At 70.0% G+C, this 23788-nt stretch carries 21 protein-coding genes; 8 read left to right on the top strand and 13 right to left on the bottom strand.

Going from position 1 to position 23788, the window contains the following annotated elements:
* The first annotated feature begins 23 nt into the window (after positions 1–23).
* Complete coding sequence (locus tag ACZ607_RS22225) at positions 24–2495, top strand: helicase-associated domain-containing protein (RefSeq protein WP_469737080.1); 2472 nt, start codon at positions 24–26, stop codon at positions 2493–2495.
* Between the two features lies 1 nt (position 2496).
* On the opposite strand, the gene ACZ607_RS22220 is transcribed toward ACZ607_RS22225, so the two are convergent.
* The 5 genes from ACZ607_RS22220 to ACZ607_RS22200 form a co-directional block, all read right to left on the bottom strand.
* Positions 2497–3891, bottom strand: a complete 1395-nt coding sequence (locus tag ACZ607_RS22220; RefSeq protein ID WP_469737078.1) for an MATE family efflux transporter — start codon at positions 3889–3891, stop codon at positions 2497–2499.
* A complete protein-coding gene (locus tag ACZ607_RS22215) occupies positions 3888–4898 on the bottom strand; it encodes a phosphotransferase family protein (RefSeq protein ID WP_469737076.1) in 1011 nt (336 codons plus the stop codon). The genes ACZ607_RS22220 and ACZ607_RS22215 overlap by 4 nt, the downstream gene beginning before the upstream one ends.
* 126 nt (positions 4899–5024) lie before the next feature.
* Positions 5025–6272, bottom strand: a complete 1248-nt coding sequence (locus ACZ607_RS22210; protein WP_469737075.1) for a LacI family DNA-binding transcriptional regulator — start codon at positions 6270–6272, stop codon at positions 5025–5027.
* A 67-nt stretch (positions 6273–6339) separates the two neighbouring features.
* Complete coding sequence (locus ACZ607_RS22205; protein ID WP_469737073.1) at positions 6340–7125, bottom strand: uracil-DNA glycosylase; 786 nt, start codon at positions 7123–7125, stop codon at positions 6340–6342.
* A gap of 24 nt (positions 7126–7149) precedes the next feature.
* Positions 7150–8640, bottom strand: a complete 1491-nt coding sequence (locus tag ACZ607_RS22200; protein ID WP_469737071.1) for an MFS transporter — start codon at positions 8638–8640, stop codon at positions 7150–7152.
* A gap of 102 nt (positions 8641–8742) precedes the next feature.
* Between ACZ607_RS22200 and ACZ607_RS22195 the strand changes: the two genes are divergently transcribed.
* A complete protein-coding gene (locus ACZ607_RS22195) occupies positions 8743–9633 on the top strand; it encodes a helix-turn-helix transcriptional regulator (RefSeq protein ID WP_469737070.1) in 891 nt (296 codons plus the stop codon).
* Positions 9634–9659: 26 nt separating this feature from the next.
* Here ACZ607_RS22195 and ACZ607_RS22190 read toward each other — a convergent pair whose 3' ends face one another.
* The 3 genes from ACZ607_RS22190 to ACZ607_RS22180 are packed head-to-tail and all read right to left on the bottom strand — an operon-like array spanning position 9660 to position 12924.
* Positions 9660–10379, bottom strand: a complete 720-nt coding sequence (locus ACZ607_RS22190) for a hypothetical protein (RefSeq protein WP_469737068.1) — start codon at positions 10377–10379, stop codon at positions 9660–9662.
* Positions 10376–10681: a hypothetical protein gene (locus ACZ607_RS22185; RefSeq protein WP_469737066.1), complete on the bottom strand. Its 306-nt coding sequence runs from the start codon at positions 10679–10681 to the stop codon at positions 10376–10378. The genes ACZ607_RS22190 and ACZ607_RS22185 overlap by 4 nt, the downstream gene beginning before the upstream one ends.
* Before the next feature lie 26 nt (positions 10682–10707).
* A complete protein-coding gene (locus tag ACZ607_RS22180) occupies positions 10708–12924 on the bottom strand; it encodes a glycoside hydrolase domain-containing protein (RefSeq protein ID WP_469737064.1) in 2217 nt (738 codons plus the stop codon).
* Between the two features lie 328 nt (positions 12925–13252).
* Between ACZ607_RS22180 and ACZ607_RS22175 the strand changes: the two genes are divergently transcribed.
* Positions 13253–14275, top strand: a complete 1023-nt coding sequence (locus ACZ607_RS22175) for an endonuclease/exonuclease/phosphatase family protein (RefSeq protein ID WP_469737062.1) — start codon at positions 13253–13255, stop codon at positions 14273–14275.
* Positions 14276–14562: 287 nt separating this feature from the next.
* Here ACZ607_RS22175 and ACZ607_RS22170 read toward each other — a convergent pair whose 3' ends face one another.
* Together ACZ607_RS22170 and ACZ607_RS22165 are read right to left on the bottom strand one after the other, a co-directional pair.
* Positions 14563–14754, bottom strand: a complete 192-nt coding sequence (locus tag ACZ607_RS22170) for a DUF7848 domain-containing protein (protein WP_469737060.1) — start codon at positions 14752–14754, stop codon at positions 14563–14565.
* The gene (locus ACZ607_RS22165) at positions 14751–15188 is read right to left on the bottom strand and encodes an ATP-binding protein (protein ID WP_469737058.1); all 438 of its coding nucleotides are present in this window, start codon (positions 15186–15188) and stop codon (positions 14751–14753) included. Before ACZ607_RS22165 ends, ACZ607_RS22170 begins: the two co-directional genes overlap by 4 nt.
* Positions 15189–15367: 179 nt before the next feature.
* Here ACZ607_RS22165 and ACZ607_RS22160 point away from each other — a divergent pair, with 179 nt between their 5' ends.
* The 3 genes from ACZ607_RS22160 to ACZ607_RS22150 are packed head-to-tail and all read left to right on the top strand — an operon-like array spanning position 15368 to position 16972.
* Positions 15368–15622 (top strand): hypothetical protein, encoded by a 255-nt coding sequence (locus tag ACZ607_RS22160; RefSeq protein ID WP_469737056.1) that lies wholly within the window; start codon positions 15368–15370, stop codon positions 15620–15622.
* Positions 15594–16109, top strand: coding sequence for a DUF6879 family protein (locus tag ACZ607_RS22155; protein ID WP_469737054.1), 516 nt, complete (start codon positions 15594–15596; stop codon positions 16107–16109). The genes ACZ607_RS22160 and ACZ607_RS22155 overlap by 29 nt, the downstream gene beginning before the upstream one ends.
* A gap of 14 nt (positions 16110–16123) precedes the next feature.
* Positions 16124–16972: a helix-turn-helix domain-containing protein gene (locus ACZ607_RS22150; RefSeq protein ID WP_469737052.1), complete on the top strand. Its 849-nt coding sequence runs from the start codon at positions 16124–16126 to the stop codon at positions 16970–16972.
* A 476-nt stretch (positions 16973–17448) separates the two neighbouring features.
* Here ACZ607_RS22150 and ACZ607_RS22145 read toward each other — a convergent pair whose 3' ends face one another.
* Complete coding sequence (locus ACZ607_RS22145; RefSeq protein WP_469737732.1) at positions 17449–18003, bottom strand: recombinase family protein; 555 nt, start codon at positions 18001–18003, stop codon at positions 17449–17451.
* 311 nt (positions 18004–18314) lie between these two features.
* Here ACZ607_RS22145 and ACZ607_RS22140 point away from each other — a divergent pair, with 311 nt between their 5' ends.
* Positions 18315–18995 carry a hypothetical protein gene (locus ACZ607_RS22140; RefSeq protein WP_469737050.1) on the top strand — a complete coding sequence of 227 codons (681 nt, stop codon included), beginning with the start codon at positions 18315–18317 and terminating at the stop codon, positions 18993–18995.
* A gap of 402 nt (positions 18996–19397) precedes the next feature.
* Here the strand turns inward: ACZ607_RS22140 and ACZ607_RS22135 are convergent, their stop codons facing one another.
* Both ACZ607_RS22135 and ACZ607_RS22130 read right to left on the bottom strand, forming a co-directional pair.
* Positions 19398–19616, bottom strand: a complete 219-nt coding sequence (locus ACZ607_RS22135) for an HNH endonuclease (RefSeq protein ID WP_469737730.1) — start codon at positions 19614–19616, stop codon at positions 19398–19400.
* Between the two features lie 858 nt (positions 19617–20474).
* Positions 20475–22028 (bottom strand): recombinase family protein, encoded by a 1554-nt coding sequence (locus tag ACZ607_RS22130; protein ID WP_469737729.1) that lies wholly within the window; start codon positions 22026–22028, stop codon positions 20475–20477.
* 108 nt (positions 22029–22136) lie between these two features.
* Here ACZ607_RS22130 and ACZ607_RS22125 point away from each other — a divergent pair, with 108 nt between their 5' ends.
* On the top strand, positions 22137–23777 hold the full coding sequence (locus ACZ607_RS22125) for a DNA repair helicase XPB (RefSeq protein WP_469737048.1): 1641 nt from the start codon (positions 22137–22139) through the stop codon (positions 23775–23777).
* Positions 23778–23788: the final 11 nt, after the last annotated feature.

Genomic DNA, 23788 nt, shown 5'->3' with positions numbered 1-23788 from the left:
TTCCAGCGGCTACCGTGGGACGGATGGGGACGACCACACCACCGCGCACGCTCGCCGAAGCCCTGCGCGCCCGGGGCGACGAATCGCTGGCAGGGCTGCTGCGTGCCCGCCCCGACCTGCTCAGCCCCGTGCCGAACGACATCACCCAGCTGGCGACGCGGGCCGGCACACGGGCCTCCGTCGTCCGTGCGCTGGAGCACCTCGACCGCTTCGCCCTGCAAACGGCGGAGGCGCTGGCGGTGGCGCCGGACCCGGCACCGTACGACACGCTGCTCGCGCTGCTCACCGGCGACGGCCAGGACGACGGCGACGGGCGCGACGACGCGGGTGCGGCGATCACCGCCGCGCTGCCCACCGCCCTGACGACCCTGCGCGAACAGGCCCTCGTCTGGGGCGAGGACACCGGGCTGCATCTCGTCCGCACCGCGCGTGAACTGCTCGCCCCCTCCCCGCAGCACCCCTCCCCCACGGGTCTCGGCCCGACCGTCTCCGAGGCCACGGCCGGGATGTCGCCCGGCAGGCTTCAGGAGATTCTCGCCGCCGCCGGGCTTCCCGCCACCCACGACCCGGTGTCCGCCGTCGCCGCCCTCAGCGGGCTCTTCACCGACCGCAGCAGGATGGCCGGACTGCTGGACACCGCCCCGGTCGAGGCGCTCTCCGTGCTCGACCGGCTGGTCTGGGGCCCGCCGTACGGGGAGGTCACCCCGAATCCCGCCCCGCCCGTGCAATGGCTGCGCGACCGCGGGCTGTTGCTGCCCGTGTCCACGCGCACGGTCGTCCTGCCGCGCGAGGCGGCGCTGCACCTGCGGGCCGGCCGCGCCCATCGCGTCCCCGAGCCCGTGCCGCCGGAGCTGGTGGCGGCGGCCGAGCGGGATCCCCAGGCTGTGGACAGAGCGGCGGCGGGCCAGGGCTTCCTGGCGCTGTCGACCGTCGAGGAGCTGCTGAAGCTCTGGAACGACGGCGGCCCGGCCATACTCCGTGCCGGCGGCCTGAGCGTCCGCGAGCTGAAGCGCGCCGCCGCCGCGCTCGACGTCACGGAGCCCGTCGCCGCCTTCTGGATCGAACTCGCCTACGCGGCGGGCCTGCTGGCCTCCGACGGCGAGACCGACGAACGGTACGCGCCGACGCCCGCCTCCGACGAGTGGCTCGACCTCCCCGCCCAGGACCGCTGGGTCCACCTCGCCATCGCCTGGCTCGCCGCCACCCGCACCGCCGGCCTCATCGGCGGCCAGGACGCCAAGGGCCGGGCGCTGTCCACGCTCGGACCCGACCTGGACCGCTCGGCCGCCCCCGAGGTGCGCCGCCGGGTCCTCGCCCTGTTCGCGTCGCTCCCGCCGGGCACCGCGCCCGACCCGCAGACGCTGCTCGCCCGGCTCCGCTGGGAACGGCCGCTGCGCGCCTCGGCACCGGGCGGGCCGACGCCCCCGGGCGACGCGTCGGACCTCCGTTCCCGGATCGCCCTGTGGACGGTCAACGACGCGGAGCTGCTGGGGATCACCGGGCGCGGGGCGCTCTCCTCCCAGGCCCGTGCCCTGCTCGACGAGGGTCCCGGCGCGGCGGCCGCCGTCCTCGCCCCGCTGATCCCCGAGCCCCTCGACCACGTGCTCCTCCAGGCCGACCTGACGGCGGTCGCCCCCGGCCCGCTGGAACGCCCGCTCGCCGACATGCTCTCGGTCCTCGCCGACGTCGAGTCCAAGGGCGGCGCGACGGTCTACCGCTTCACCCCCGGCTCCGTCCGCCGCGCGCTCGACGCCGGACAGGCCGCCACGGACCTGCACGCCTTCCTGGCCACCCACAGCCGTACGCCGGTACCCCAGCCGCTCAGCTACCTCATCGACGACGTGGCGCGCCGCCACGGCCATCTGCGGATCGGCGCCGCCTCGGCGTACGTACGCTGCGACGACGAGGCCGTGCTCAACGAGATCCTGGCCGACAAGCGTTCCGCCACCCTGCGGCTGCGCCGCCTCGCGCCGACCGTCCTGGCCGCGCAGGCCGACCCCGGCTCGCTCCTCGAAGGGCTGCGCGAGATGGGGTACGCCCCGGCCGCCGAGTCCGCCGAGGGCGATGTCCTGATCACCCGCGCCGGCGCCCGCCGCACTCCGCCCCGTACGCCGCCCACGCCGGTCCCCGAGGGCCCGCCGGTCCCGGACGCCACGCTGCTGACGGCGGCGGTCCGGGCCATCCGGGCCGGCGACACGGCCGCGAGGGCCGTGCACAGGGAGGCCGCGGAGACGGGTTCCGCCACGGCGGGCTCGCTCCCCCGTACGACCGCCGCCGAGACCCTGGCCACGGTGCAGGCGGCGGCGATGACCGGCTCGGCCGTCTGGATCGGCTACGTCAACGCGGACGGCGCGGCCAGCCAGCGGGTGATCGCCCCGGTCAAGGTGGAGGGCGGCTTCGTGACGGCGTACGACCACACCGCCGACGAGGTCAGGACGTACCCGCTGCACCGGATCACGGGCGTGGCGGAGCTGGCCGACGAGCAGACGAGCTGAGTCACCGGCGCTCCGGTGACTGTGCCCGGTGCAGGACGAGGAGAGCCGCCGTGGCCGAGAGAAGCGCCGCGGTGGGGAAGCTCGTCCACAGCCAGGGTGTCCCGAAGGCGCTGAGGACGAGCAGGACCGGTACCTGGACGCAGAGGACCGAGCCGACCGAGATCACGAACGAGGGCCGCGACCGTCCGTGCGCCTGGAAGTAGGTGGACAGCAGGGCCGGCACCCCGGTGAAGGGGTAGCTGAGGGCGATGACGCGCATCACCGCCGCTGTGGTGCTGCGGGTGCCGGGGTCGTCGGCGAACGCCGCGGCGAGCGGGTCGGCAGCGGCGAACAGGAGGAGGCCGGCGACCACTCCGTAGAGCACGGTCGCGCGGAGGGCGAGGACGCGGGTGCGTCCCGCCCGTTCGGTCAGGCCGCGGCCGACGTTGTAGCCGATGAGGGGCTGCATCCCCTGGGCGATACCGGTCTGCGGCATGAGGACGAACGTCGTGACGCGGACGGCGGTGGCGTAGGCGGTCAGAGCCGCCGGGTCCGCGAGGGCCGCCAGACGGTTGTTGGCGACGAAGGTGACGAGGGTGGCGCCGAGCCCGGTGAGGAAGGAAGGGGCTCCCACGGCCACCAGTGCGCGCAGGGTCGGTCCGTGCGGGCGCAGATCCGCCGGCGTGATGCGGTAGGGGCGGTCGCGCTGGAGGAAGAAGAACCACAGACTCATCGCCATGGAGAGCGCCTGCCCGGCGACGGTGCCCACGGCGGCTCCGCGTACGCCCCAGCCGAGGCCGAAGATGAGCAGGGGGTCGAGGGTGATCTGGCACAGGACCGGAAGCATCCACAGCATCGTGGAGAAGCGCAGCCGGCCCTCGGCCCGGACCAGACCGGAGAACCCGGTCGAGGTGATCGCGCCGGCCAGCATGATCAGCGCGTAGTCGTGCGCATGGGCGCGGACACCGCCCCTGGCTCCCAGCAGCGCCAGGAGCGGGTCGAGAGCGAGCAGGCCGACGACGGTGATGACCACCGCCGTCGTCCAGTAGACGACGAAGGTGTTGCCGGCCGCGCGCGCCGCCTGCCGCGTGTTCCCGCTGCCGAGGCTGCGGGAGACCAAGGAGGCGCCGCCGACGCCGACCGTCGTGGAGACCGCTCCGAGGATCAGCAGGACGGGCGACACGATGTTGACGGCCACCAGCGCGTCGGGGCCGACGCCCCGGGAGACGAACCAGGCGTTGGTCAGGGCGTAGATGCCGTAGGTGGCGACCGACAGCGTGGTGTGCGTGCCGGCGCTCCACAGCAGCCGTCCGACAGGCCGGGTGCCGAGGGCGGCGGCATGGTCGAACTCCGGCGCCTTCTCGGCCCCTCGGAGAGGCGCGGGCCGAGGGGCCGGCCCGTCGGGAGCGGGCGTCACCGTCGTGCGGGGCCCCGGCCGAACTGCGACATCAGCAGATCGAGCTGGGCACGGCCGAAGTCGTAGGTGGTCATGTCCTGATGGCCCCGGTACTTCGTCTCCACGATCATGATGACGGCCAGGTACAGCGAGTAGAGGCGGCGGCGTACGCGCTGCGAGGGGGACAGTTCGCCCAGGCCGTAGCCGCTCATGAAGTCGGAGGAGTCGCCGAACACGGGGAGGTCGATGCCGGTGAACCCGGCCTCCATGAGCGGATCCCCCCAGACCGCACGCTCATGGTCGAGGACCGCGACGATCCGGCCGTCCCTGATCATCGAGTTCTTCGTCCACAGGTCGAGCTCGACGAACCGTGGCTCCTCCACCTCGTCGAGGGCCGTCGAGTGAGCGGTGAGGACGTCACGGATGTCGTCGTAGGGCCGGCCGATGTCGACGCCCGCCCGCCGGCCGTCGTCGAGCGTGTCCTCGATCATCCGCGTGAACGCCTCGCGCCAGGTCGCGGCCCCCGGGCCCCGCAGTGGCCCGAAGTGAGGCCCCACGATCGAGTTGAGTTTCCGGTTGAGCGCGCCCAGTTCCCGGCCGGCGGCGGTGACGACGTCGCCCGGGAGACGGCGTTCCGCCACGGCGATGCCGAAGTTGTCCGCGTCGACGAACTCCATGAAGAAGTAGTCCGCGTCTATCAGTTCCCGGGACAGGTCCGCGTGGTCCACCCGGGGAATCGGGACGTCGGTGCGGTCCCGTACCAGCGCCATCGCGGCCAGTTCGTTGCGCATCATTCCCACCTCGCGGGTCAGCACCGTGACCCCCGCCGGGGGAGCGATCTTCAGTACGGCCTGCTGCCCGTCCCGCAGCCGGATCCGGTAGGCGACGTTGAACCAGCCGTGGGTGATCTCCTCGGCGAAGTCGTCTCCGTCGGGAACCTGACGGCTCCCGTAGGCCCGTTCGATCATCGCCCGCAGCGTCCGCGTGGGCTGCCGGTTCTTGGTGATGCTCTCGGTCACGGCTTCCACAAGGCCTCCTCGGCTAGGACGTCCCGGGATCGGCCCTTCCTGACCTGGCGCTTTCCCGGCGCCACACACCGTAGGCCGGAAGAGCGCCGCCGTAGTAGGACAACGTTTCCACACGGCCGTCCCACCTCAGTGGGGCCCGCAGCTCTCCCTCAGCAGGACGCGGGAAGGCACGACCAGATCCTGGCGGGGCAGACGCGGATCGGCCAGACACGCCCGCAGGACGCCGATCGCGAGCCGCCCCAGGTCGGCCACCGGCTGTTCGACCGTCGTCAGCCGCGGCGAGCAGGTCCGCGCCCCGTCGATGCCGTCGAATCCGGTGACCGCCACGTCGCCCGGCACATCGACGCCCTCGGCGCCGAACACGTCGAGGAAGCCCAGCGCGGTCTCGTCGTTGGTGCACACCAGCGCCTCGGGAAGGCGGGCGCGCCCCTTCCGGTGGTCGGCCACCACCTGCTCGGCGAGCCGTCGCGCGGCATCGCGGGTGAAGTCCCCGCGCAGCACCGGCTCCACGGGTACCGGCAGCCCCCGTGCCTTCGAAGCCGTACGGAACCCCCGGAAGCGGTCGATGTCGTCCCATGTGCCCGGCCGGCCGGCGACGAACCGGAGGTCCCGCAGGCCGTGCACGCCCACGAGGTGCTCGACCAGGACCCGGATCCCCTCGGCGTTGTCGACTCCCACGTGGTCGTAGCCGCCGGCCGGCCGTGGGCCCGCGACGAGGACGACCGGGACCCGGTGGGCCACATGCTCCAGCAGCGCGTCCGACAGCGTCCCGGCGATCACCACGAGTCCGTCGACCCGCCCCGCCAGGTCCCGGACGCGCGCCTCCGCGTGCGGCGGCCGGGCCACCGCGACGGCCAGCGCGTGATCCGCCTCCCAGGCGGCGTACTCCGCGCCCCGCAGCACCTCCCCGAAGTACATGCTTCCCCAGGAGGCCCCGCCCGGCGCGTGACCGGGATCGTCGACCAGCTCGACGGGCGACCCGAGCGGCCCCGGCTTCCGCTGGACGCCCGCCGGGCCCACATCGGGCAGACACAGCCCCAGCAGTCCGGTCCGCCGGGCCACCAGGCCGCGGGCGGACCCGGACGGCACGAAGCCCAGCTCCGTGATCACTCGGTCGACCAGCGCGCGCGTATCGGCCTTCACATACCCGCTGGCGTTGACCACCCGGGAGACCGTGGACACGGAGACCCCGGCACGCCCGGCCACATCCCGCATGGTGGCGGCCCTGAGCACAGGCGCGGCGGCCTCCGGGCGCCGTACGGCGGCCCGCCGCTCTCTCTCCTCGCGGGATTCCCTGGGGGGTTCCCGGCGGGCGTCGGCCGACCGGGCGGGTATGTCGTTCGTCATCGTCTCGTCACACGTCGGGATCGTCACACGGTCCGGATCGTCACATGGTCCCGACGACGGTACCGACCGCTCCGAAGGGGCTCACCTCGTCGGGTCAGGAGGCCGCCGGGTGGACGGGGAGGCCCGCGACGGCGGCGGCCTCGCGCAGCACCTGGACGAGCATGGGCATGGTGAGCCGCCCCGTGAACGTGTTGCGCCGGCTCGGGTGGTAGCTGCCCAGCAGATGCAGCTCCTGCCGCCGCTCCGTGGCGGGCAGAACCACGTGCGCCCCGTGGCCGAAGGCCGGACGCGGGCGCGGCAGCCGCCAGCCCGCCTCGGCCAGCACCGGCAGCACCGCCTGCCAGCCGAACCCGCCGAGGACCACCACCGCCCGCAGCCCCGGGCTCAGCAGGTCCAGCTCGGCGGCCAGCCAGGGCCGGCAGGTGTCGCGCTCCCCCGGGGTGGGCTTGTTCGCCGGGGGCGCGCAGTGCACGGGTGAGGTGAGCCGTACGCCGCGCAGGGTGAGCCCGTCGTCCGCGTCGAGGGACGTCGGCTGCGAGGCGAGGCCCAGGGTGTGCAGCGCGGCGAAGAGGAAGTCGCCGGTCGCGTCGCCGGTGAACATCCGGCCGGTCCTGTTCCCGCCGTGCGCGGCGGGCGCGAGCCCGACCACCGCCACGGTCGCGTCCGCCGGTCCGAAGCCGGGCACGGGCCGCGCCCAGTAGTCCTGGTCCCGGAACGCCGCGCGCTTGGTCGCGGCGGTCTCCTCCCGCCAGGCCACCAGCCGGGGGCAGGCCCGGCACCGCGTGACGACGGCGTCCAGCTCGCCGAGACCGGAGCACCGCGGCGCGTGCCGGGCCGGAAAGCCGGGGCCGCCCGCCCCCGCCGTCTCCGCTGCGTCCATGCCTCCACGCTACGGGCTCGGTCCTCACGCGGTGGATCCCGGCTCGGGGCGCGTCCGGATCGCTTCCGGCCCGCCCGCCCCGGCGCGTGCGACACGGGTGGCCAGGAAGGCGAATGTCAGGGCCAGGGCGGCCTGGACGGTCACGGCGACGGCGAACCCACGGGGCAGCCCGGCGCCGGGCCCGCCCGTGCTCGCGGAGGCCGCGGCGTGGAAGACGCCGCCCAGGAGCGCCACGCCCAGACCGAGGCCGAGCTGCTGCAGCGTGGTGAAGAGCCCGCCGGCGACACCCGCCGCCCAGGTCGGGGTGCGGGACAGGACCGTGCGGAGCACCGGCCCGTACATCAGGGCCTGGGAGACACCGAGCAGGACCAGGAGGGGCTGAAGCGCCGGAGGGGGCGCTCCGTGGGTGCCGTTCACGGTGACGGCGAGGCCCAGGAGCACCGCCGCCTGCCCGACGGCGGCACCCGTCATCGTCCAGCGTCCGGTGCGGCGTTCCACGGCCGGGAGGGCGAGGGAGGTGACGACGAAGGCCGCGCCGAACCCGAGCAGCATCACGACGGCTCCCCAGGCGTCCACGCCGAAGGTGCCCTGGGAGAGCGCCGAGAACTCGTACAGGAAGGCGCCGTAGCCGGTGAAGAAGAGCAGCGTCATGATCATGCCGTGGCGGACGGCGGGGGTGCGCAGCACGCTCGGCGGTACGACGGGCAGTGCGCCGCGGCGTTCGGCGGCGCGTTGCGAGCGGGCGAAGACGGCGAGCACCGCACCGCCCGCGGCCAGCATCCCGAGCACCGGGGCGAGGCCGCCCGCACCGGTACCGAGCGTCAGCGGCACCACGACGAGCAGCAGGCCCGCCCCGAGGAGCGCGGCCCCGCGGAGGTCGAGCGCGAGCGGAGCCGTCGAGCGCGACTCCGGCACCGTACGCAGGGCGAGCAGCGCCGCCGCTCCCACCGCTCCGGTGAGCACCTGGACGAGCCGCCATCCCCAGTGGTCACCCGCGGCCTGGGCGACGGCGCCCGCGAGGAGCTGCCCGGTGATGGTCGCGATGCCGCTGACGGCGGCGAACAGGGTGATGCCCAGCGCCCGCAGCTTCCCGGGCGCCGTGGACTGGATGGTGGACAGGACCTGCGGGGTGAACAGGCCGGCGGCGATGCCCAGTACGGCGCGCAGCGCCACGAGGGTGACCAGGTTCGGCGCGAGTGCGGCGAGGACGGAGGCCACGCCGAACGCGCCGGCGCCGGCCGCGAGCAGCCGGCGCCGTCCGAACCGGTCCCCGAGCCGCCCCGCGACGACGAGGGTCGCGGCGAACGCCGTGGTGTAGGCGGACAGCACGAGCTGCCCGCCCGACGCGGTCACGCCGAGGTCCTCGGTGATGGCGGGTTCGAGCAGGTTGACCGACCCGAACGTCATGTTCACGGGCAGGTAGGCGACGAGCAGGACGGCGAGGCCGGTGCCGGTGAGGGAACGCGCCGGGTGCGGCGCCACGGGGGACGCGACGGGATCGGTGTACGTGGTCATGACCACGACCCTGCGCCCCGGGCCATCCTGGTACCAGGAGCCTGTTCATAGGGGTACCGGCACTACCTGGATCCACCGGCACCGAGGCATGACACTGGGGTGGTGACCACTTCGGCATCCGACCGCAGCGCCCTCGGCGCCTTCCTGCGCGCCCGCCGCGCCCGCGTCACCCCCGGTGACGTGGGCCTGCCCGTGAGCGGGCGGCGCCGCACACCGGGTCTGCGGCGCGAGGAGGTCGCGCAGCTCGCCGGCGTCGGGGTCACCTGGTACACGTGGCTCGAACAGGGGCGCGCCAGGAACGCGTCCGACCAGGTGCTGGACGCGGTGGCGCGCGCCCTGCGCCTGGACCCCGCCGAGCACCGGCACCTGAGGGTGCTGGCGGGCCGCGGCACGACCCCGGAGCCGGGGCCGCCCATGGACCTGCGCCCCGAGCACACCGCCGTCCTGGCCAAGCTGCTCCCGTACCCGGCCGCCGTGCAGACCGACTGCTACGACCTGGTCGCGGCCAATCGCACCTACCGGTACCTGTTCGCCGACCTGGACGCGTACCCGGTGGAGGAACGCAACTGTGCCTGGCTGATGTTCACCGAGCCGAGCTGGCGCAACAGCCTGGTCGACGAGGACACCGTCCTGCGTGAGATCACCGCGAAGCTCCGCAACCGCCAGCCGGAGCACCGCGACGACCCCCGGTGGAACGCGCTGATCACCCGTCTGCGCCAGGAGTCGCCCGACTTCGTGCGGCACTGGGAGTCGTACGAGGTCGTGGGCGACCGCACCCAGCTGCGCCGTTACGTGTCACCGCGCGTCGGCGCCCTCGACGTCCAGTTCCAGAGCCTGTGGCTGGACCGGGCACGGGGCGAGCGGATCATCGTCATGACGCCCACCGACGACGGCACCGCCCAGCGTCTGGAACGCCTCGACTCACTGGTCGGCGCCGCCCCGGCGTGGACAGCCCGGAGCGACGCCGCCGACGGTTCGGCCGCCGAGGCCTGAGGCGGTCGGCTGTCCGTGCGTGCGGTTCAGCCCTTGCGCTGTTCCCTGGCGAGGCGGTCGGCGCGCTCCTGCCGGGGCTGTGCCATCACGTTCACGGCACTGCCGGCGCCGAGGCCCGGAGTGACTTCTCCCTTGCGGAGCCTGGCGGCCAGTTGACGGATCCGCGGATCATCGGGGCCGCGATCGAGGTAGAACAACGACTCGTCGACCTGGGAGTCGTCACCGCCCCAACGAACCGCTCCCTCGCAGTCGGCGAGGATGTCGCGCAGCACGATTTCCTGGAGCGGGAAGAAGCTTCCCCGGGCAGCGGCACCGGGGCGGATACGCACGGCCGTACCGGAGGAAAGATTCGACTCCGGTCTCTTCCTGTCCACGCCGCCGATCACCTGCCAGCCCGCCAGATCGGCACCACGGAGCTGCTCGACCTCGTAGTGAAAACGTCGGATGACATGGAGCAGAATGGTCTCCGCGTCCCCGATCCGGACATCGAAGTCCAGTCCGGTGCCGGGCACGGGCCGGGTCCACACCGTGGAGACATGGTTCGCCTGCTCCACCAAGGGCCAGCCGTTGGCGGATGTGGGCAGGTCGGCCGGCTCGCTCGCCGTCGCCTTGCCCGTCGCGGCGGTCGCCACACCCGGAGCCAGTGAGGCTACGGCCGCCGCGGTGGTGATGACGCCCGCATGGATCAGCACGGTTCGCCTGGAGAACCCAGATTCTTCGAACTTCACGTCTTCGAGTCCCTTCACGGGTAAATGATGATGAGTGCCGTGGTCGGCAGGAGCGTGCCCAGCACGCCCAGCAGCCAGTAGGTGCGCGGCATGAGCGAACTCCGGCGGGCGAGCGGTCGATTGACGGCCGACCAGAGCAGGGCGTACAGGCCGACGACGGGTACGACGATCACCAGCCAGAGCGCCATTCCGTCGTTCTCCTCGGCCGGCGGACCTGACACCCAGCTCGCTGCGAGAAACCACAGCAGCCAGAACGGGATCACTGCGGGGATGCCGAGAAGCAGATTCGCCACCAGGGCCACGGGCCACCGTCCGGCCATGTCTCCGACTTCCTCACGTGCCCGTGTCACACGGCACGCGACAGGGCGTTGTAGTTCTCCAGAACCCTGTACAGGCCCATCAGTTCCGCTCCGTACTGCTCGGCGTCCGGGCCCGTCCCGTTGTAGCGGCCCAGTACGGCTTCGGCGATGTGGTCGTCGCTGGTGAGGTCCGGGCGCGGAATGCCGAGCAGCTCCGAGTTGAAGATCAGCGTGTAGGCGACGGAACGGATGTTGTACTCCTGGTCGTTGTGGAGTTTGTCCCACACGGTCTTCAGGTCGTCCTTGTCGTCGTAGTCCATGCCCGTTCCGCTGATGATGCCTTCGCCGATGCAGTAGTTGCGGGCCATGATCGCCGTCTTGGCGAAGATCTGTCCCCAGCCGGTGCTGCAGTCGTCCTTCTGGCCGGCTTGGACGGCCGCGTCGGCGATGAAGTCGAGGGGGTTGAGTTTGCGCAGTTCCCACATCACCGGAGCCTGGATCAGGGCCTTGCGGATCTTCAGCGTCCGGGCCAGTGAGGTGAAGAGCGCGTCCGTGTCGACGACCGCGTCGTAGGCCTCGGTGGTGGAGATCCCCCCGAGGGTCGCCCAGTCCGTGTCCGTCCAGCCGTCCCCTCCGGTCTCGGCGACACCGATCGACTTCAGATAGGTCTGTACGTCGGTCAGCATCGAGGCACGGTAGGCGTCCTTGTCGAGGTCGGTGTCGATGCCGTAGAAGGGGATGGGGGCGTCGAAGTCCCCCTGGCCGGTGTCGCGGCCCGAGGCGATGTTGTTGTCGATCTCGATGGAACCACTGCCCGAACCCACGGTGATGGTGGATATCTGGTCGAAGGACCACTTGGAGGGCAGCGGGTAGCCGAGGTTGCCGGAGAATCCGCTGGACATGTCGGAGACCATGCACACGGACGCGTAGCCCGCGTCGACCACACGCTGGCACACGTTGCGCGCACCGTAGATGCCCACGTGGTACTTGGAGTTCTCGTTGATGGTCCGGGCGACGGCGCGGAAGTGCGGGATGACGTACGAGGTGACCTCACCGTCCATCGCGTCGTAGTCGACCGCGAAGTAGATGACGGTGCCGGCCTTGAACCCGTGGAAGCGGGCCCAGTTGATGGCCTCGACGGCGTCTCTGGTGCCCTGGGGGGTGCTGAAGTAGTCGGCGGAGCGGCTCCACGTCTGATAGATCGGGTAGCAGCGCAGCCCGGCTTCCTTGATGTCGTACAACTCGCCCGTCTGGATCTGCTTCTCGGGGAGGTCCCCGTCGGGGTACGGGTTGTAGAGGTAGCGGCCGACGTACGCGTAACCGGCGGCCTTGAGCGCCGCGCCCTTCTCCGGAGTGATCCGGGTGACGCCGTCACAGGCGGTGCCCTTGCGGGACTGGTCCCCGTAGGAGACGAGCAGGGACGCCCAGGTGGAGAAGTCGCCCGCCCCCGTGACGGGAAGACGGGAGAACTCCTGGAAACCCGTCACGGCCTGGCGCACCGCTTCGGTGAAGCTCCCGAACGCCACGGCGTTCTTGTTCAGCACCATGGCCGCGGTGAAGAGCCGCGCCCACACGCCGGTCGCGTTGACGGTGGTCGAGACGGTGTGGGACTTCAGACCGGACTGGGTTCCCGGGCCGAAGACACCGTTCGCCACGCCGTCCGCCATGCCCAGTTCGTACTGGATGGCGAACAGCATCGACTTGGCGACGTCACGGGAGTGGTAACCGTCACAGGGGATGATGTAGAAGTCCTTGCGCAGGACGTACTGGCCGTTGAGCCACTGCTGGATCGCCCGGACGGTGTCCGACCCGCCGCCGACGGTGGTGTACGCGTCCATGTTGAACAGGCCCTTGGCCGTCTTCGGCCACAGGGCGCTGCCCGGGTAGGTGACGGCCACGCCCATGTTCCGGTGCAGCTCGGCGACTGACGCCTTGACGCGGTCGTTGTAGGTACCGTCGATTTCGCCGCCGTCGTAGCCCTTGCAGTACAGGGCGGACTGGATGATCCGGCAGAAGTTGGCCGACGGGATGTTCGTCTCGTCGAGCTTGCCGTACGTGGAGGCGATGGCGGCCAGCGTGGCCGGCCCGAAGGCGTCCGACAGCGCGGTGATGCCCATCTCGTACTGCAGGGCTCGGGTCAGGGCGTACATGACCGGCCAGCCGGTCTTCCCGTCCTCCGCGAGCTTGGAAATACCGAGGGTCGCACCGTTTCCATAGGTCGTGTTGATGAACCTCTGGGCGCGAAGCACCATCTCGTCAGCCATGTTGCCCTCTCGTCTTCCGGGCGAGAGCGGCCTGGTCCGCGACCTGGGCGGCCGCCCCCGGGTGTGTGGAGATCAGCGTCGTGGCGCGCTCGTCCCGGGGAGGTGCCCATGCCTGCTCGGCCGACGTCCTGGCCACGATGAACGGGCCCCGTCGTCGGGAGCGGGACGGACCTTCGAGTACACGCCCGCCGCCTCGACGCCGTTGTGCCGGTGAGACCTCAGTACATACAAGAGGGTCATAATTTTCAAGGGCGTGTGAAGGTATCTTGCAGGCCCTGACCGAAAGATCACGATCATCTCGCCGGGCACGACTCCGGAGCGAGGACGAATGACGAACACGCGTACCGACAAACGGAGTTACTCGGCCCGGCGGCAGTCACCCCGCCGACGCGGAGGAGCATGGGCGCTGCTGGGCTGTGGCCTCCTGGCCGTCGCACCCGCCACCCTGCTCGTCGTTCGGCTGGCGGGGCTCGACGCGGGAACGCTGTTCGCGATGCCCATGGTGCTCTTTCCCTACTCGACCGTCCTCGGTGTGCTGGTGCTGGGAACGATGGCCGCTGTTCCCGCTCTGCGGTCGCGGTGGGCCCTGGCCGTGGTCACGACCGTGGTGGTCGCCCACGTGGTGCTGCTGGCGCCACGCTTCGTACCTGCGCGTCAGCACGTGCCGGCGGGATCGGCCGAGTTGCGCGTCGCCACCGTCAACGCCGACGGCGGCCGCGCCGACGCCCGTGCACTGGTGGAGTTGATCCGCACCGAGCGGATCGACGTGCTCGCTGTGGAGCAGATGCCGTCGGCGGGTGCGGACGCCCTCGACAAGGCGGGCCTGGGTGCGCTGATGCCCTACCGGGAACTCCACCCCGAGTACGACTCCTCCCTCTACTCACGGCACCCGCTGTCCGACGGCGGCACGACGGAGATCGACACCGCCTGGCCCCAGACCACCGCCGAGGTCGCGGTGGGCGGGCACAGGGTGCGGCTCGTGGCCGTCCACACCTACTACCCGCTCGGAGACACGGAGCGCTGGTCACGGGATATGGCCGCCCTGACCTCCGTGGCCCGGCGCAGCGGCCCGGACACCGTGTTCCTGGGCGACTTCAACGCCTCCCTCGACCACAGCCCCATGCGGAAGCTGCTCTCGGCCGGCCTCACGGACACCCATGCCGAGCTCGGCCGTGGGTGGGCCCGCACGTGGCCCGTCGGCCATGCCCTCGTCCCGCCCCTGGTCCAGCTGGATCACGTCCTGCACGGCTCCGGCCTGGCGGGGGTCTCCGTCGGCGAGCACACCGTGCCGGGTACGGACCATCGGGCGGTCGTCGCGGTGCTGGCGCTGCTGCCCGCGGACCGGCGGTAGCCCCGGCCGCGCGCCGCGGCGATCTTCGGTGGTGAGGTGCGGGCAGCGCGGCACCCCGCTCAGGCCCCCGATGCGGCACACTGGACGTTTGGCCGCTCGCACCCGGGCGGCCACCCCCCGCAGGAAAGGGCCGACGCGCGTGACCGGACCCCTCATCGTCCATGCGATCAAGCCCGATGCACATACTTAGCACGCCGGGGGTAACAGCGGAAAGCCCCGCCCGGCAGTCATGCTCGCCGTCGCCTGACGGGGCCGCTCGCGGGGTTACTCAACGCGCGTGACCAGGGCTACTTCCTCGCGAACGTGGGATGACCCGTGCGGCCCGTGTGGGACATGCACGCCACATCCACGGCGGCCACGTCGGCGGACGGAAGGGCAGACCATCCACAGTCAGCGGCAAGGCACTGACCCGAGACCGTGATTTCGCCCTCCGGGTGGCTCACGATCCTATGCGGGACGAACCGCAGCACCGCACTCATCGGCCACCACCGCACGGCACATCGGCCCACACGGTCTTGCCGACGTCACGCCGGTCCACTCCCCAGGCAGTGGACAACGACGCCACGAGCCGCATTCCATGACCGCCCTCCCCCTCGCTGGCCGGCTGCGCGCAGGGCTGACGATCTCCACGAGCATCCGACACAGCCACACGCACCACCTCGGGCATACAGATGAGCTGCACTTCGAACTGCCGCCCCCTGACGTTTCCGTGCCGGACTGCGTTGGACGCCAGTTCCGCAACGACCAGGGCGACGGCATCAACTTCTTCGTCTCGCTCAAGGCGCCCCGAGTCGGCCAGTTCGACGGTCGCGAAGTGTCTGGCCAGCCGGGCCCCTTTCGCAGTAGCGGTAAACCGCCGGACGAAGGTGGGTAGCCCGGTCGAGTCCGCCTCCTGCTGCGTGGTCACGGTCATGCCGCCTCCCCTTCACGGTCGTCGTGTTGGCGACGCTAGAAGTCCGCCCGTCCGAGGTGCCACGAACTTGCATGAGCTTGCACACCAATTCGCTTGGCCTGATGCGGCATTGACGCCCAAGGCGCAGTTCAGAGAAGGTCGGGCAAGCCCGAGCAAGCACCTAGACCAGGGAGCCCGCCATGGCCGTAGAGTTCGTCGGAATCGACCCGAACACCGACCGGGACCACTGCCCCACCGTGTGGGCCGACACCGACGCCCAGGAGATCCTGTTGCAGGGCTGGAAGCCGAGCCGGGACACTCAGGCGGAATGCGAGGCGAGCAGCCCCGTGAACGGCCCGGTGCCCGAGACCGAAGCCATCGTCAGGATTCCCGCCCGGATGATTCCGCTGATCAGGGAGGCGTGTGATGCCGTCGAGCGTGCCCAGCTTCGCTGAGCTGCTTGGCCGGTGCCGCCGGTCCGCCGTCCACCTGGAACTGCGTGACTCCTACGCCCCGACCGACCGGTTCGCGGCATGGCAGCGCGGCGAACGGATCGAGTGGGACGACCAGGCCTCCTGGTGGCACCCGTACGACCAGTTGATCTCGGACACCGTGGCCCGGGGCGTGGCGATCCGCAGAGCGCGCGTCGTCTCCGAGCCCGTTTCGGAGTACATCCGGTGGGAGCACTACGTCACCCATGCCAACGTCACGGCAGGTGAGGAAGTCCGATGGCTCCCCCGGCGCCGAGCCACGGACATCCCCCTCCCGGGGAACGACTTCTGGCTCTTCGACGGGACGTTGCTCCGAGTGCACCATTTCTCCGGTGACGGTGCCGTGGTGGAGGACGAGATCACCGACGACCCGAAGGCCGTGAAGCTGTGCTCCAGCGCCTTCCAGGAGGTCTGGGAGCGCGGCGTCCCGCACCACCTGTACGAGATCTGACGAAGGCCGGCTCCTTGCCCCCACACCCCTCTTCCAACGTCCAGAAGGCCCGCGAGGACCTGGCGGGCCGTCTGCGCGACATCCGGAAGGACGCGGGGATCAGCGGGCGGGAGCTGGCCGTCAGGTGCGCTTGGTCCGAGTCGAAGTCATCACGCATCGAGAACGCCAAGACGCCTCCCTCGGATGCGGACATCAAGGCCTGGTGCCGGGCCTGTGACGCCAGCGATCAGGCACCCGACCTGATCGCGGCAAACCGGCAGTCGGCAGACGCACACGTCCAATGGAGGCGCCTCCAACGGACCGGCCTCCGCCGCCTCCAGGAATCCACAGGAGACCTGTACCAGCAGACCCGCGTGTTCCGCGTCTACGTCTCCGACGTGATCCCGGGGTTCCTCCAGACACCCGGGTACGCCGCCGCGCTGCTCTCCTCCATCGCGAAGTTCCGGGGCACCCCGGACGACGTGACCGAGGCAGTGGAGGCACGGATGAGGCGCAATGCGGTAGTCGCCAACGGGGCGCACCAGTTCTCGTTCGTCCTGGAGGAGTCGGTGTTGCGATACCGGCAGTGCAGCGCGGAAACCATGGCGGCGCAGCTCGGTCACCTACTGGGGGTCATGGATCTTCCGAACGTCGTCGTCGGCATCGTGCCCTTCTCGGAGCGCCGGACCATGTGGCCCATGCCGACGTTCACGATCTTCGACGGGGCCAGAGTGCACGCGGACACCCTTGACGCGGCCTCCACCCTCACCCAGCCCAGCCAGGTCGAGCTGTACGCCCGAGCATTCGAAGGGCTCTCGCAGGGCGCCGCCCGGGGAGCTGCGGCCCGTTCCCTCGTGGCGACAGCTCTGGCGTCCCTGGGCTAACAGCCACATCGGCGCCGCAGTAATGCGCCGGCTGAGACCCGAGCGACTCTGGAACCCGTACCTGGATCGGCCTGCCATCACGTTGCGGTCCCGTATCCACCCACCAAGAGGGCACTCCCCACCCCTTAACTAGGTCGTTCTCACCCCGCCACACAAGCATTCGCGCAGGTCAGCGACCCATGGGGGCAGGGAAACGGGCTTACACCCAGCGTGCGCGTTCCAAGCTTGGGCCGGGATCGCCGGAGGGTGTGTCCGCTGAACTTTCGCTGCGCCCTACCTTCGGGGTGTGGTGGTTCGGTGGTTGCAGAGAGATTCTGGTTTCCCTCATATGTTTCTTAGTGGAATCCCAAAATCCAAAGAACCACCGCTCCACCGCACCTGCTGACTCCCAGGCGAGCACGAGGTGCAGCCCCGCCCACACAGCAGGAGGACCGCCCACCCACAGCGGGGCAGACGATCTCTCAAGATGGGGCCGGCTACTTGCTGTCGCCCAGCGCCCGGTACAGGGTCGCGCGGGACACCTTGAGCGCCTTGGCAATGGCCGTGACGCTCTCACCCTGAGCCTTGCGAGCCTTGGCAGCAGCGAGCTTGTCAGCATCCATCACAGCCGGACGGCCACCCGTACGCCCCTGAGCTCTGGCAGCCTCGAGACCGGCGCGGGTCCGGTCCTTGATCAGGCTGCGCTCGAACTCCGCCATGGCATCCACCACCTGAAGCATCAGGCGTCCATCAGGCGTGTTCGGGTCGATGGACGCGAGCGCACCCGTCAGGACCTTGAAGCCGATCCCACGGGCAGCAAGAGCGTCCACCATGTTCACCAGGTCGATCAGCGAGCGAGCGAAGCGGTCCAGCTTCCACACGCACAGGGTGTCCCCGGGACGCACGCAGTCCAGAGCGGCGACAAGCTCCGGCCTTTCCGTGTTCTTTCCACTCGCCTTGTCCGTGAAGACCCGAGTGCAACCCGCTGCCGTCAGCGCGTCGTGCTGCAACTGCGCCTCTTGGTCATCCGTGCTGACCCGTGCGTAACCGATGAGGTGACCCGTGTTCGCATTTACAACCAGATCGTCTCAAAACCCGTCTCATAACATCAAGGGCTTCCGAGAGATTGTGAGACGGGTTTTGAACGCGAACCCGGACCCCCGGGGACCCCGGGGAGGCCGTCTCATAAACCATCGTTTGATAGACGGCCTGACGGCGATCACACTCAGCAACGCTCCAGGCGAACAGCGCCAGTTGCCCTGTCTCGCGTGACGTTGCCGTTACGTCTTGGCTTCGCCCTGGGGTGGGTCGCCGCCGAACCGGCCATACACTCGATCAACGGTCGAGCGGCAAGGAGCAGTAGTTGGGCCAGCAGGAGATGCGGCGTAAGGTATACGCGCCGCTGCGGAAGGCGGGCCTGAAGGTGCTTGAGGGAGGGGCTCCGGAGACTGCACTGCCGGCGTTCGTGGTGGGCGCGGCAATCAGCTGCGGCCCCGAGACGGGTCGGCGGGACGCCTATTTTGACTACGCCACCCCGAACCTCATCGAGCACGCCAACCAGGCCTGGTACGAGCTGGCCGTGTCCTCCGGCCTCTTCGGCACCGAGCGCGAGTTCCTGCTCGCCCTGCCCGCCAATATCTACAGCGGGAAGGCGGCCTCCCGACACCGGTGTTCCGTCTGGCGCCGGGTCCGCCTGCTCGACGATTGGGACATCATGGGTGCCGCTTGCGCGATCCGCCTGGGGATGAGCGAGCAAGGCCACCCCGAGCACCTGCTCGGCTCACGCGCCGGACGCCCGGAGTTCGCAATGCTCTCCTTGGACAGCACCGTCGCCGTGCTCGGGACGACCTGGGAAACCGGCATCAGCTCCCTCGCGGTGCCCAACCCGGGCAATACGGAGCCCGTACAGCGAATGCTCGACTGGGCGGCGACCAGAATGTGGGACCCACGTGAGGAGTGGTTCATGGGGGCACCCCGCATGGAGCGAGAGGAAGCGATCGCATGGCTACGGAACGACGAGCCGACCATGACAGATCTGGCGTGAGAATCCGTTGTCGTGTTTGGAAGCCGACTGGCAACATCAACTGAGACAGCCATGCGGAAGGTCGCCGAGAGGCAACGTCAAGTGAGACTCCTTGGCATCACCACTGGTCACAGGCTCGACTACCCGCAAGATCCACTGAGACGGGACGCTCGTTGCGGCGAACCCGAGACGCCTCCCCGGCGCTCACGCTTCCGCCGGAACACTTAGATGTGCCATGCAATAGTTTTCGCTCCCACACGATCAGGGTGGAGGGCAAGTGGGGGTACCCGCCTGGGGGGGGGTGGGGTCAGCGGGCGGTGCGCGTGACGATGTGACGCACAAGAGCCTTTTCCCTTATTCCCTTATGTTTCTTGAGCGATATCCAGAAAGACCCTCTGTGCGTCACATCGTCACACTCCCACGTCAGCGCTGGACGCTCTCACCCTCAGCGGCGAGCGGCGGGGTCCACTCATCCAATAGCTTGTCCTTTTTGGACGAGTTGCACAGCACGCACACCACACGCAGGTTGGCCACCGTCGACAGACCTCCCCGCGATATCGGAACCACGTGGTCAATCACACCGCCCTCAGGCAGCGGAGCCGAGCAGTGATGACAGCCGGCATCCCCGTGAGCCGCACGCACCTTGCGCTGAACAGTCACCCGGCGGGCAGCAGTGCGCTGAATCTTCTGGCATGAACTGCACACGCCATCACGGAACTTGTGAACTGTGGGCTTGCCGCAGCGTCGGCAGTCCACGGGTCCGGGCTTGGTCCGGGCGCGCCTGCGGATGTACTCAGCGGCACGGCTGCATTCCTTTGAGCAGTACGAGCGAGGAGCGCCGCCAGAGAGGCCCAAGGGGTTGGAACACTTCGGTCCCTGGCACGGCTTGAGGGCGGCCTCTTGCCGTGCGGGTTCAGACCGCTTACGGCGTTTCTCGTGCCGTGATGCGTCCACCTCCTAAGCGCACCGCAGGCAGTACAACGCCCATGACGCCCGGCCGTGCGGCTCATCGCACCGATGGCAGCGAGGGGCGCCGACGGCAGCGCGCACCGCTTCCCGAGCCTTACGGGCGGCAATCTGCAACCGGGCCGACTCCTTGCACAACGCTGCGCCACACGTCCCACGGTCAGAGCGTGGACGCGGACCGAGACACTCCGAACACGTGGCGCGCGACTCCTCGGAGGCAGTCAAGAGGTACCCCCTCTTTCATTTTTGTTGATCATGAACCCTTCCGGCGAGCCCCTACAGCCCAGCAACCGCAAGGGTTGAGGCGGGGGCCCGGACGGGGTCTAAAGAAGCAAAGCAGGAGAAGCCAGACCCGCCCCCGTCAACATCACCCCACCACCACCCCGACGAAACCGTTACCGAAGTGCGAGGACGCCCCGACCCTACGCGCAGCCTCTGACACCATCCCCGCAGGTCACACACGCTGCCAGGAACGACGAACGGCCCGCCACCAGGTTTCCCCAGCGACGGGCCGCGAAAGGCGCTCAGGCGGGCCTAGAACAGCTCCAGGTCCCGCGCCACCGCCTGTTGGATGACCGCTTCAACATCCTTGCCGTCGGCGTCCGCACGCCGGATCTCGCCGTCCTCGCCGAAGTGGACCGTCAGGCGGGACGCGTCGAGCTTCGGACCGCCCTTCCGGGACATGCCGACTTCGACGTACGCCCCCGCGTTCAGCAACAGGTCCCGCTTCCCCGCCGTGTCGGCGCCCTTCCAGAGCTGCGCGTGCGTCTGGCCCGTGGGGATCTCCTCGAAGCCTGCGGGCTTGGCGTGGCGCTGCTTCTCGTTCAGCGAGTCAAGGCGCTGTTCCAACTTGGCGTACTGCGCCGCGTACCTCTGCGCGCCTTCCTCGCCCTTGAACAGGCCACGGTCGTACCGGTCCTTCTCCAACTCGTCCAGCGCTTCCCGGGCCTGCCGGATCTGCGGGCGGAAGTCCTCGCCCACGTGCTCCACCATGCGCACGACAGGGAACGAGCCGAACGCAGCGAGGAACTTGTCCGTGACGTGCTTCTCCATGCCCTCACCGGCGATGCTCACGCCGTAGCAGCCGTTGTCCACACCGGACTGCCGCGCCTTCAACCGGCCGATGCAGCGGTACCGGGTCCGCCCCTTGGCGATGTACGTGTACATCCGGTTCCGGCACACCGCGCAGTAGACGATCCCTCGCAGCAGCGACGTGCCTTCCCTGCGCCGGTCCCCGGGGTTGGCCCGCCGGCTCAACTCGTCCTGCAACGCCTGCCAGGTGTCCATGTCGAGGATCGGCGTGCGGTTGACCAGCGGGAGGCCGTCCGTCATCAGGATCGGTTTGCCGTCCTCGATCACCTGCCCCAGCAACTGGGGGTTGGTCAGCAGACTGCGCAGCGAGGACGTGTACCACTGCTTCGAATCGCTGCGCTTGCCCGTGGTCTGGCGGGACGAGTGGCCCGGAGACGGCTTGTCCGACGCGGTGAGGTCCGATGCGATCTTGAGGAGGGAGTCCTTGTTGAGGACGCGTTCCACGATCCCGTGGATCGTCTCGGCTTCCTCAGGGTTGATCTCCAGGACCTTCCCCGCCCCGTCGGGGTTCGGGACCACCCGGTAGCCGTACGGCACCCTGCCGCCCGTGTAGCGCCCTTCCCGGCGCAGGTGCTCATGGGCGCTGGAGACGCGCATGCCTATGGTGTCCGACTCCAGTTCCGCGAAGACCGCGATCACCTTCGCCATGGCGCGACCCATGGACGACGTGAGATCCAGCGGCTCACTGGCCGACGCCAGGGCCACGCTCGCGTTCTGCGTGACCTTCATGATCTCGGCGAAGTCCACCGTGGAACGGGCCAGTCGGTCGATCTTGAAGAAGACGATCACGTCGAACTCTGCGAGACGGGAGAGGACCCGTTGCAGCCCCGGGCGGTCCAGCCCACGGGAATATCCGGACACGTCGATGTCTTCTTCTACTGCAACGACGTTCCAGCCTCTGGCCTGGCACAACGCCTCGCAGGCAGCCCGCTGGCGCTCTGGCGAGGTAGACTCTTCTGTTTCGCGTGAAAGTCGTACGTAGATGGCAGCGCGCATTCCCGGCGCACTTGCCGAGACGCCTTTTGAGCGTCTGGCACGGGGCAACGCCCGAGCCAAGGCGGGTGTGCTGTCTGTCACGGGACGATCCTACTTCCGGAGGTATGTGTGTCCTGCCTGATCGTCCAGAGCGACAAGACACTGCTCCTCGAGGTCGACCACGACCAGGCCGAGGCCTGCCGTCGTGCCATCGCACCCTTCGCCGAGCTGGAGCGTGCTCCCGAGCACATCCACACCTACCGGGTGACCCCGCTGGGCCTGTGGAACGCCCGTGCCGCGGGACACGACGCCGAGCAGGTCGTCGACGCGCTCGTGGAGTACTCGCGCTACCCGGTGCCGCACGCGCTCCTCGTCGACATCGCCGAGACGATGGCGCGGTACGGCCGCCTCACCCTGTCCAAGCACCCCGTCCACGGGCTGGTGCTGACGTCCAACGACCGGCCGGTGCTGGAGGAGATCCTCCGCTCCAAGAAGGTCCAGCCGCTGGTCGGGGCGCGCCTCGACCCGGACACCGTGGCCGTGCACCCCTCCGAGCGCGGCCAGATCAAGCAGACGCTGCTGAAGCTGGGCTGGCCGGCCGAGGACCTCGCCGGTTACGTCGACGGCGAGGCGCACCCGATCGACCTCGCACAGGACGGCTGGGCGCTCCGCCCGTACCAGAAGCAGGCCGTCGAGGGGTTCTGGCACGGTGGCTCGGGCGTCGTCGTCCTGCCCTGCGGCGCGGGCAAGACGCTGGTCGGGGCGGGTGCCATGGCCGAGGCCAAGGCGACCACGCTGATCCTGGTCACCAACACCGTCTCCGCCCGGCAGTGGAAGCACGAGCTGGTGAAGCGGACGTCGCTGACCGAGGACGAGATCGGCGAGTACAGCGGTACGCGCAAGGAGATCCGGCCGGTCACCATCGCCACGTACCAGGTGCTGACCACCCGCCGTAAGGGGATCTACCCGCACCTGGAGCTGTTCGACTCCCGGGACTGGGGGCTCGTGATCTACGACGAGGTGCACCTGCTGCCCGCGCCCGTCTTCAAGTTCACCGCCGATCTCCAGGCCCGCCGACGCCTCGGGCTCACGGCGACGCTGGTGCGCGAGGACGGCCGTGAGTCGGACGTGTTCTCGCTCATCGGGCCCAAGCGGTTCGACGCCCCGTGGAAGGAGATCGAGGCGCAGGGCTACATCGCGCCCGCCGACTGCGTCGAGGTCCGCGTGAACCTCACGGACTCGGAGCGCCTGGCCTACGCGACGGCCGAGGCCGAGGAGAAGTACCGGTTCTGCGCGACGACCGACACGAAGCGGAAGGTCACCGAGGCGCTCGTACGCAAGCACCAGGGCGAGCAGACCCTCGTCATCGGGCAGTACATCGACCAGCTGGACGAGCTCGGCGAGCACCTGGGCGCCCCGGTGATCAAGGGCGAGACGAGCAACGCGCAGCGCGAGAAGCTGTTCGAGGCGTTCCGCCAGGGCGAGATCAGCGTGCTGGTCGTGTCGAAGGTCGCGAACTTCTCGATCGACCTCCCGGAGGCGACGGTCGCCATCCAGGTGTCGGGGACGTTCGGCTCACGCCAGGAGGAGGCGCAGCGGCTGGGCCGGGTGCTGCGGCCGAAGGCGGACGGGCACGAGGCGCGGTTCTACTCGGTGGTCGCGCGCGACACGATCGACCAGGACTTCGCGGCGCACCGCCAGCGGTTCCTGGCCGAGCAGGGGTACGCGTACCGGATCGTCGACGCGGACGAGCTGCTGACGGAGAGCTGACAGGGGCGGGC

It is taken from the genome of Streptomyces sp. NPDC104381 (assembly GCF_055583745.1).
Note: the sequence above shows the minus strand (reverse complement) of the source record. Positions and strands in the feature narration are given on the sequence as shown.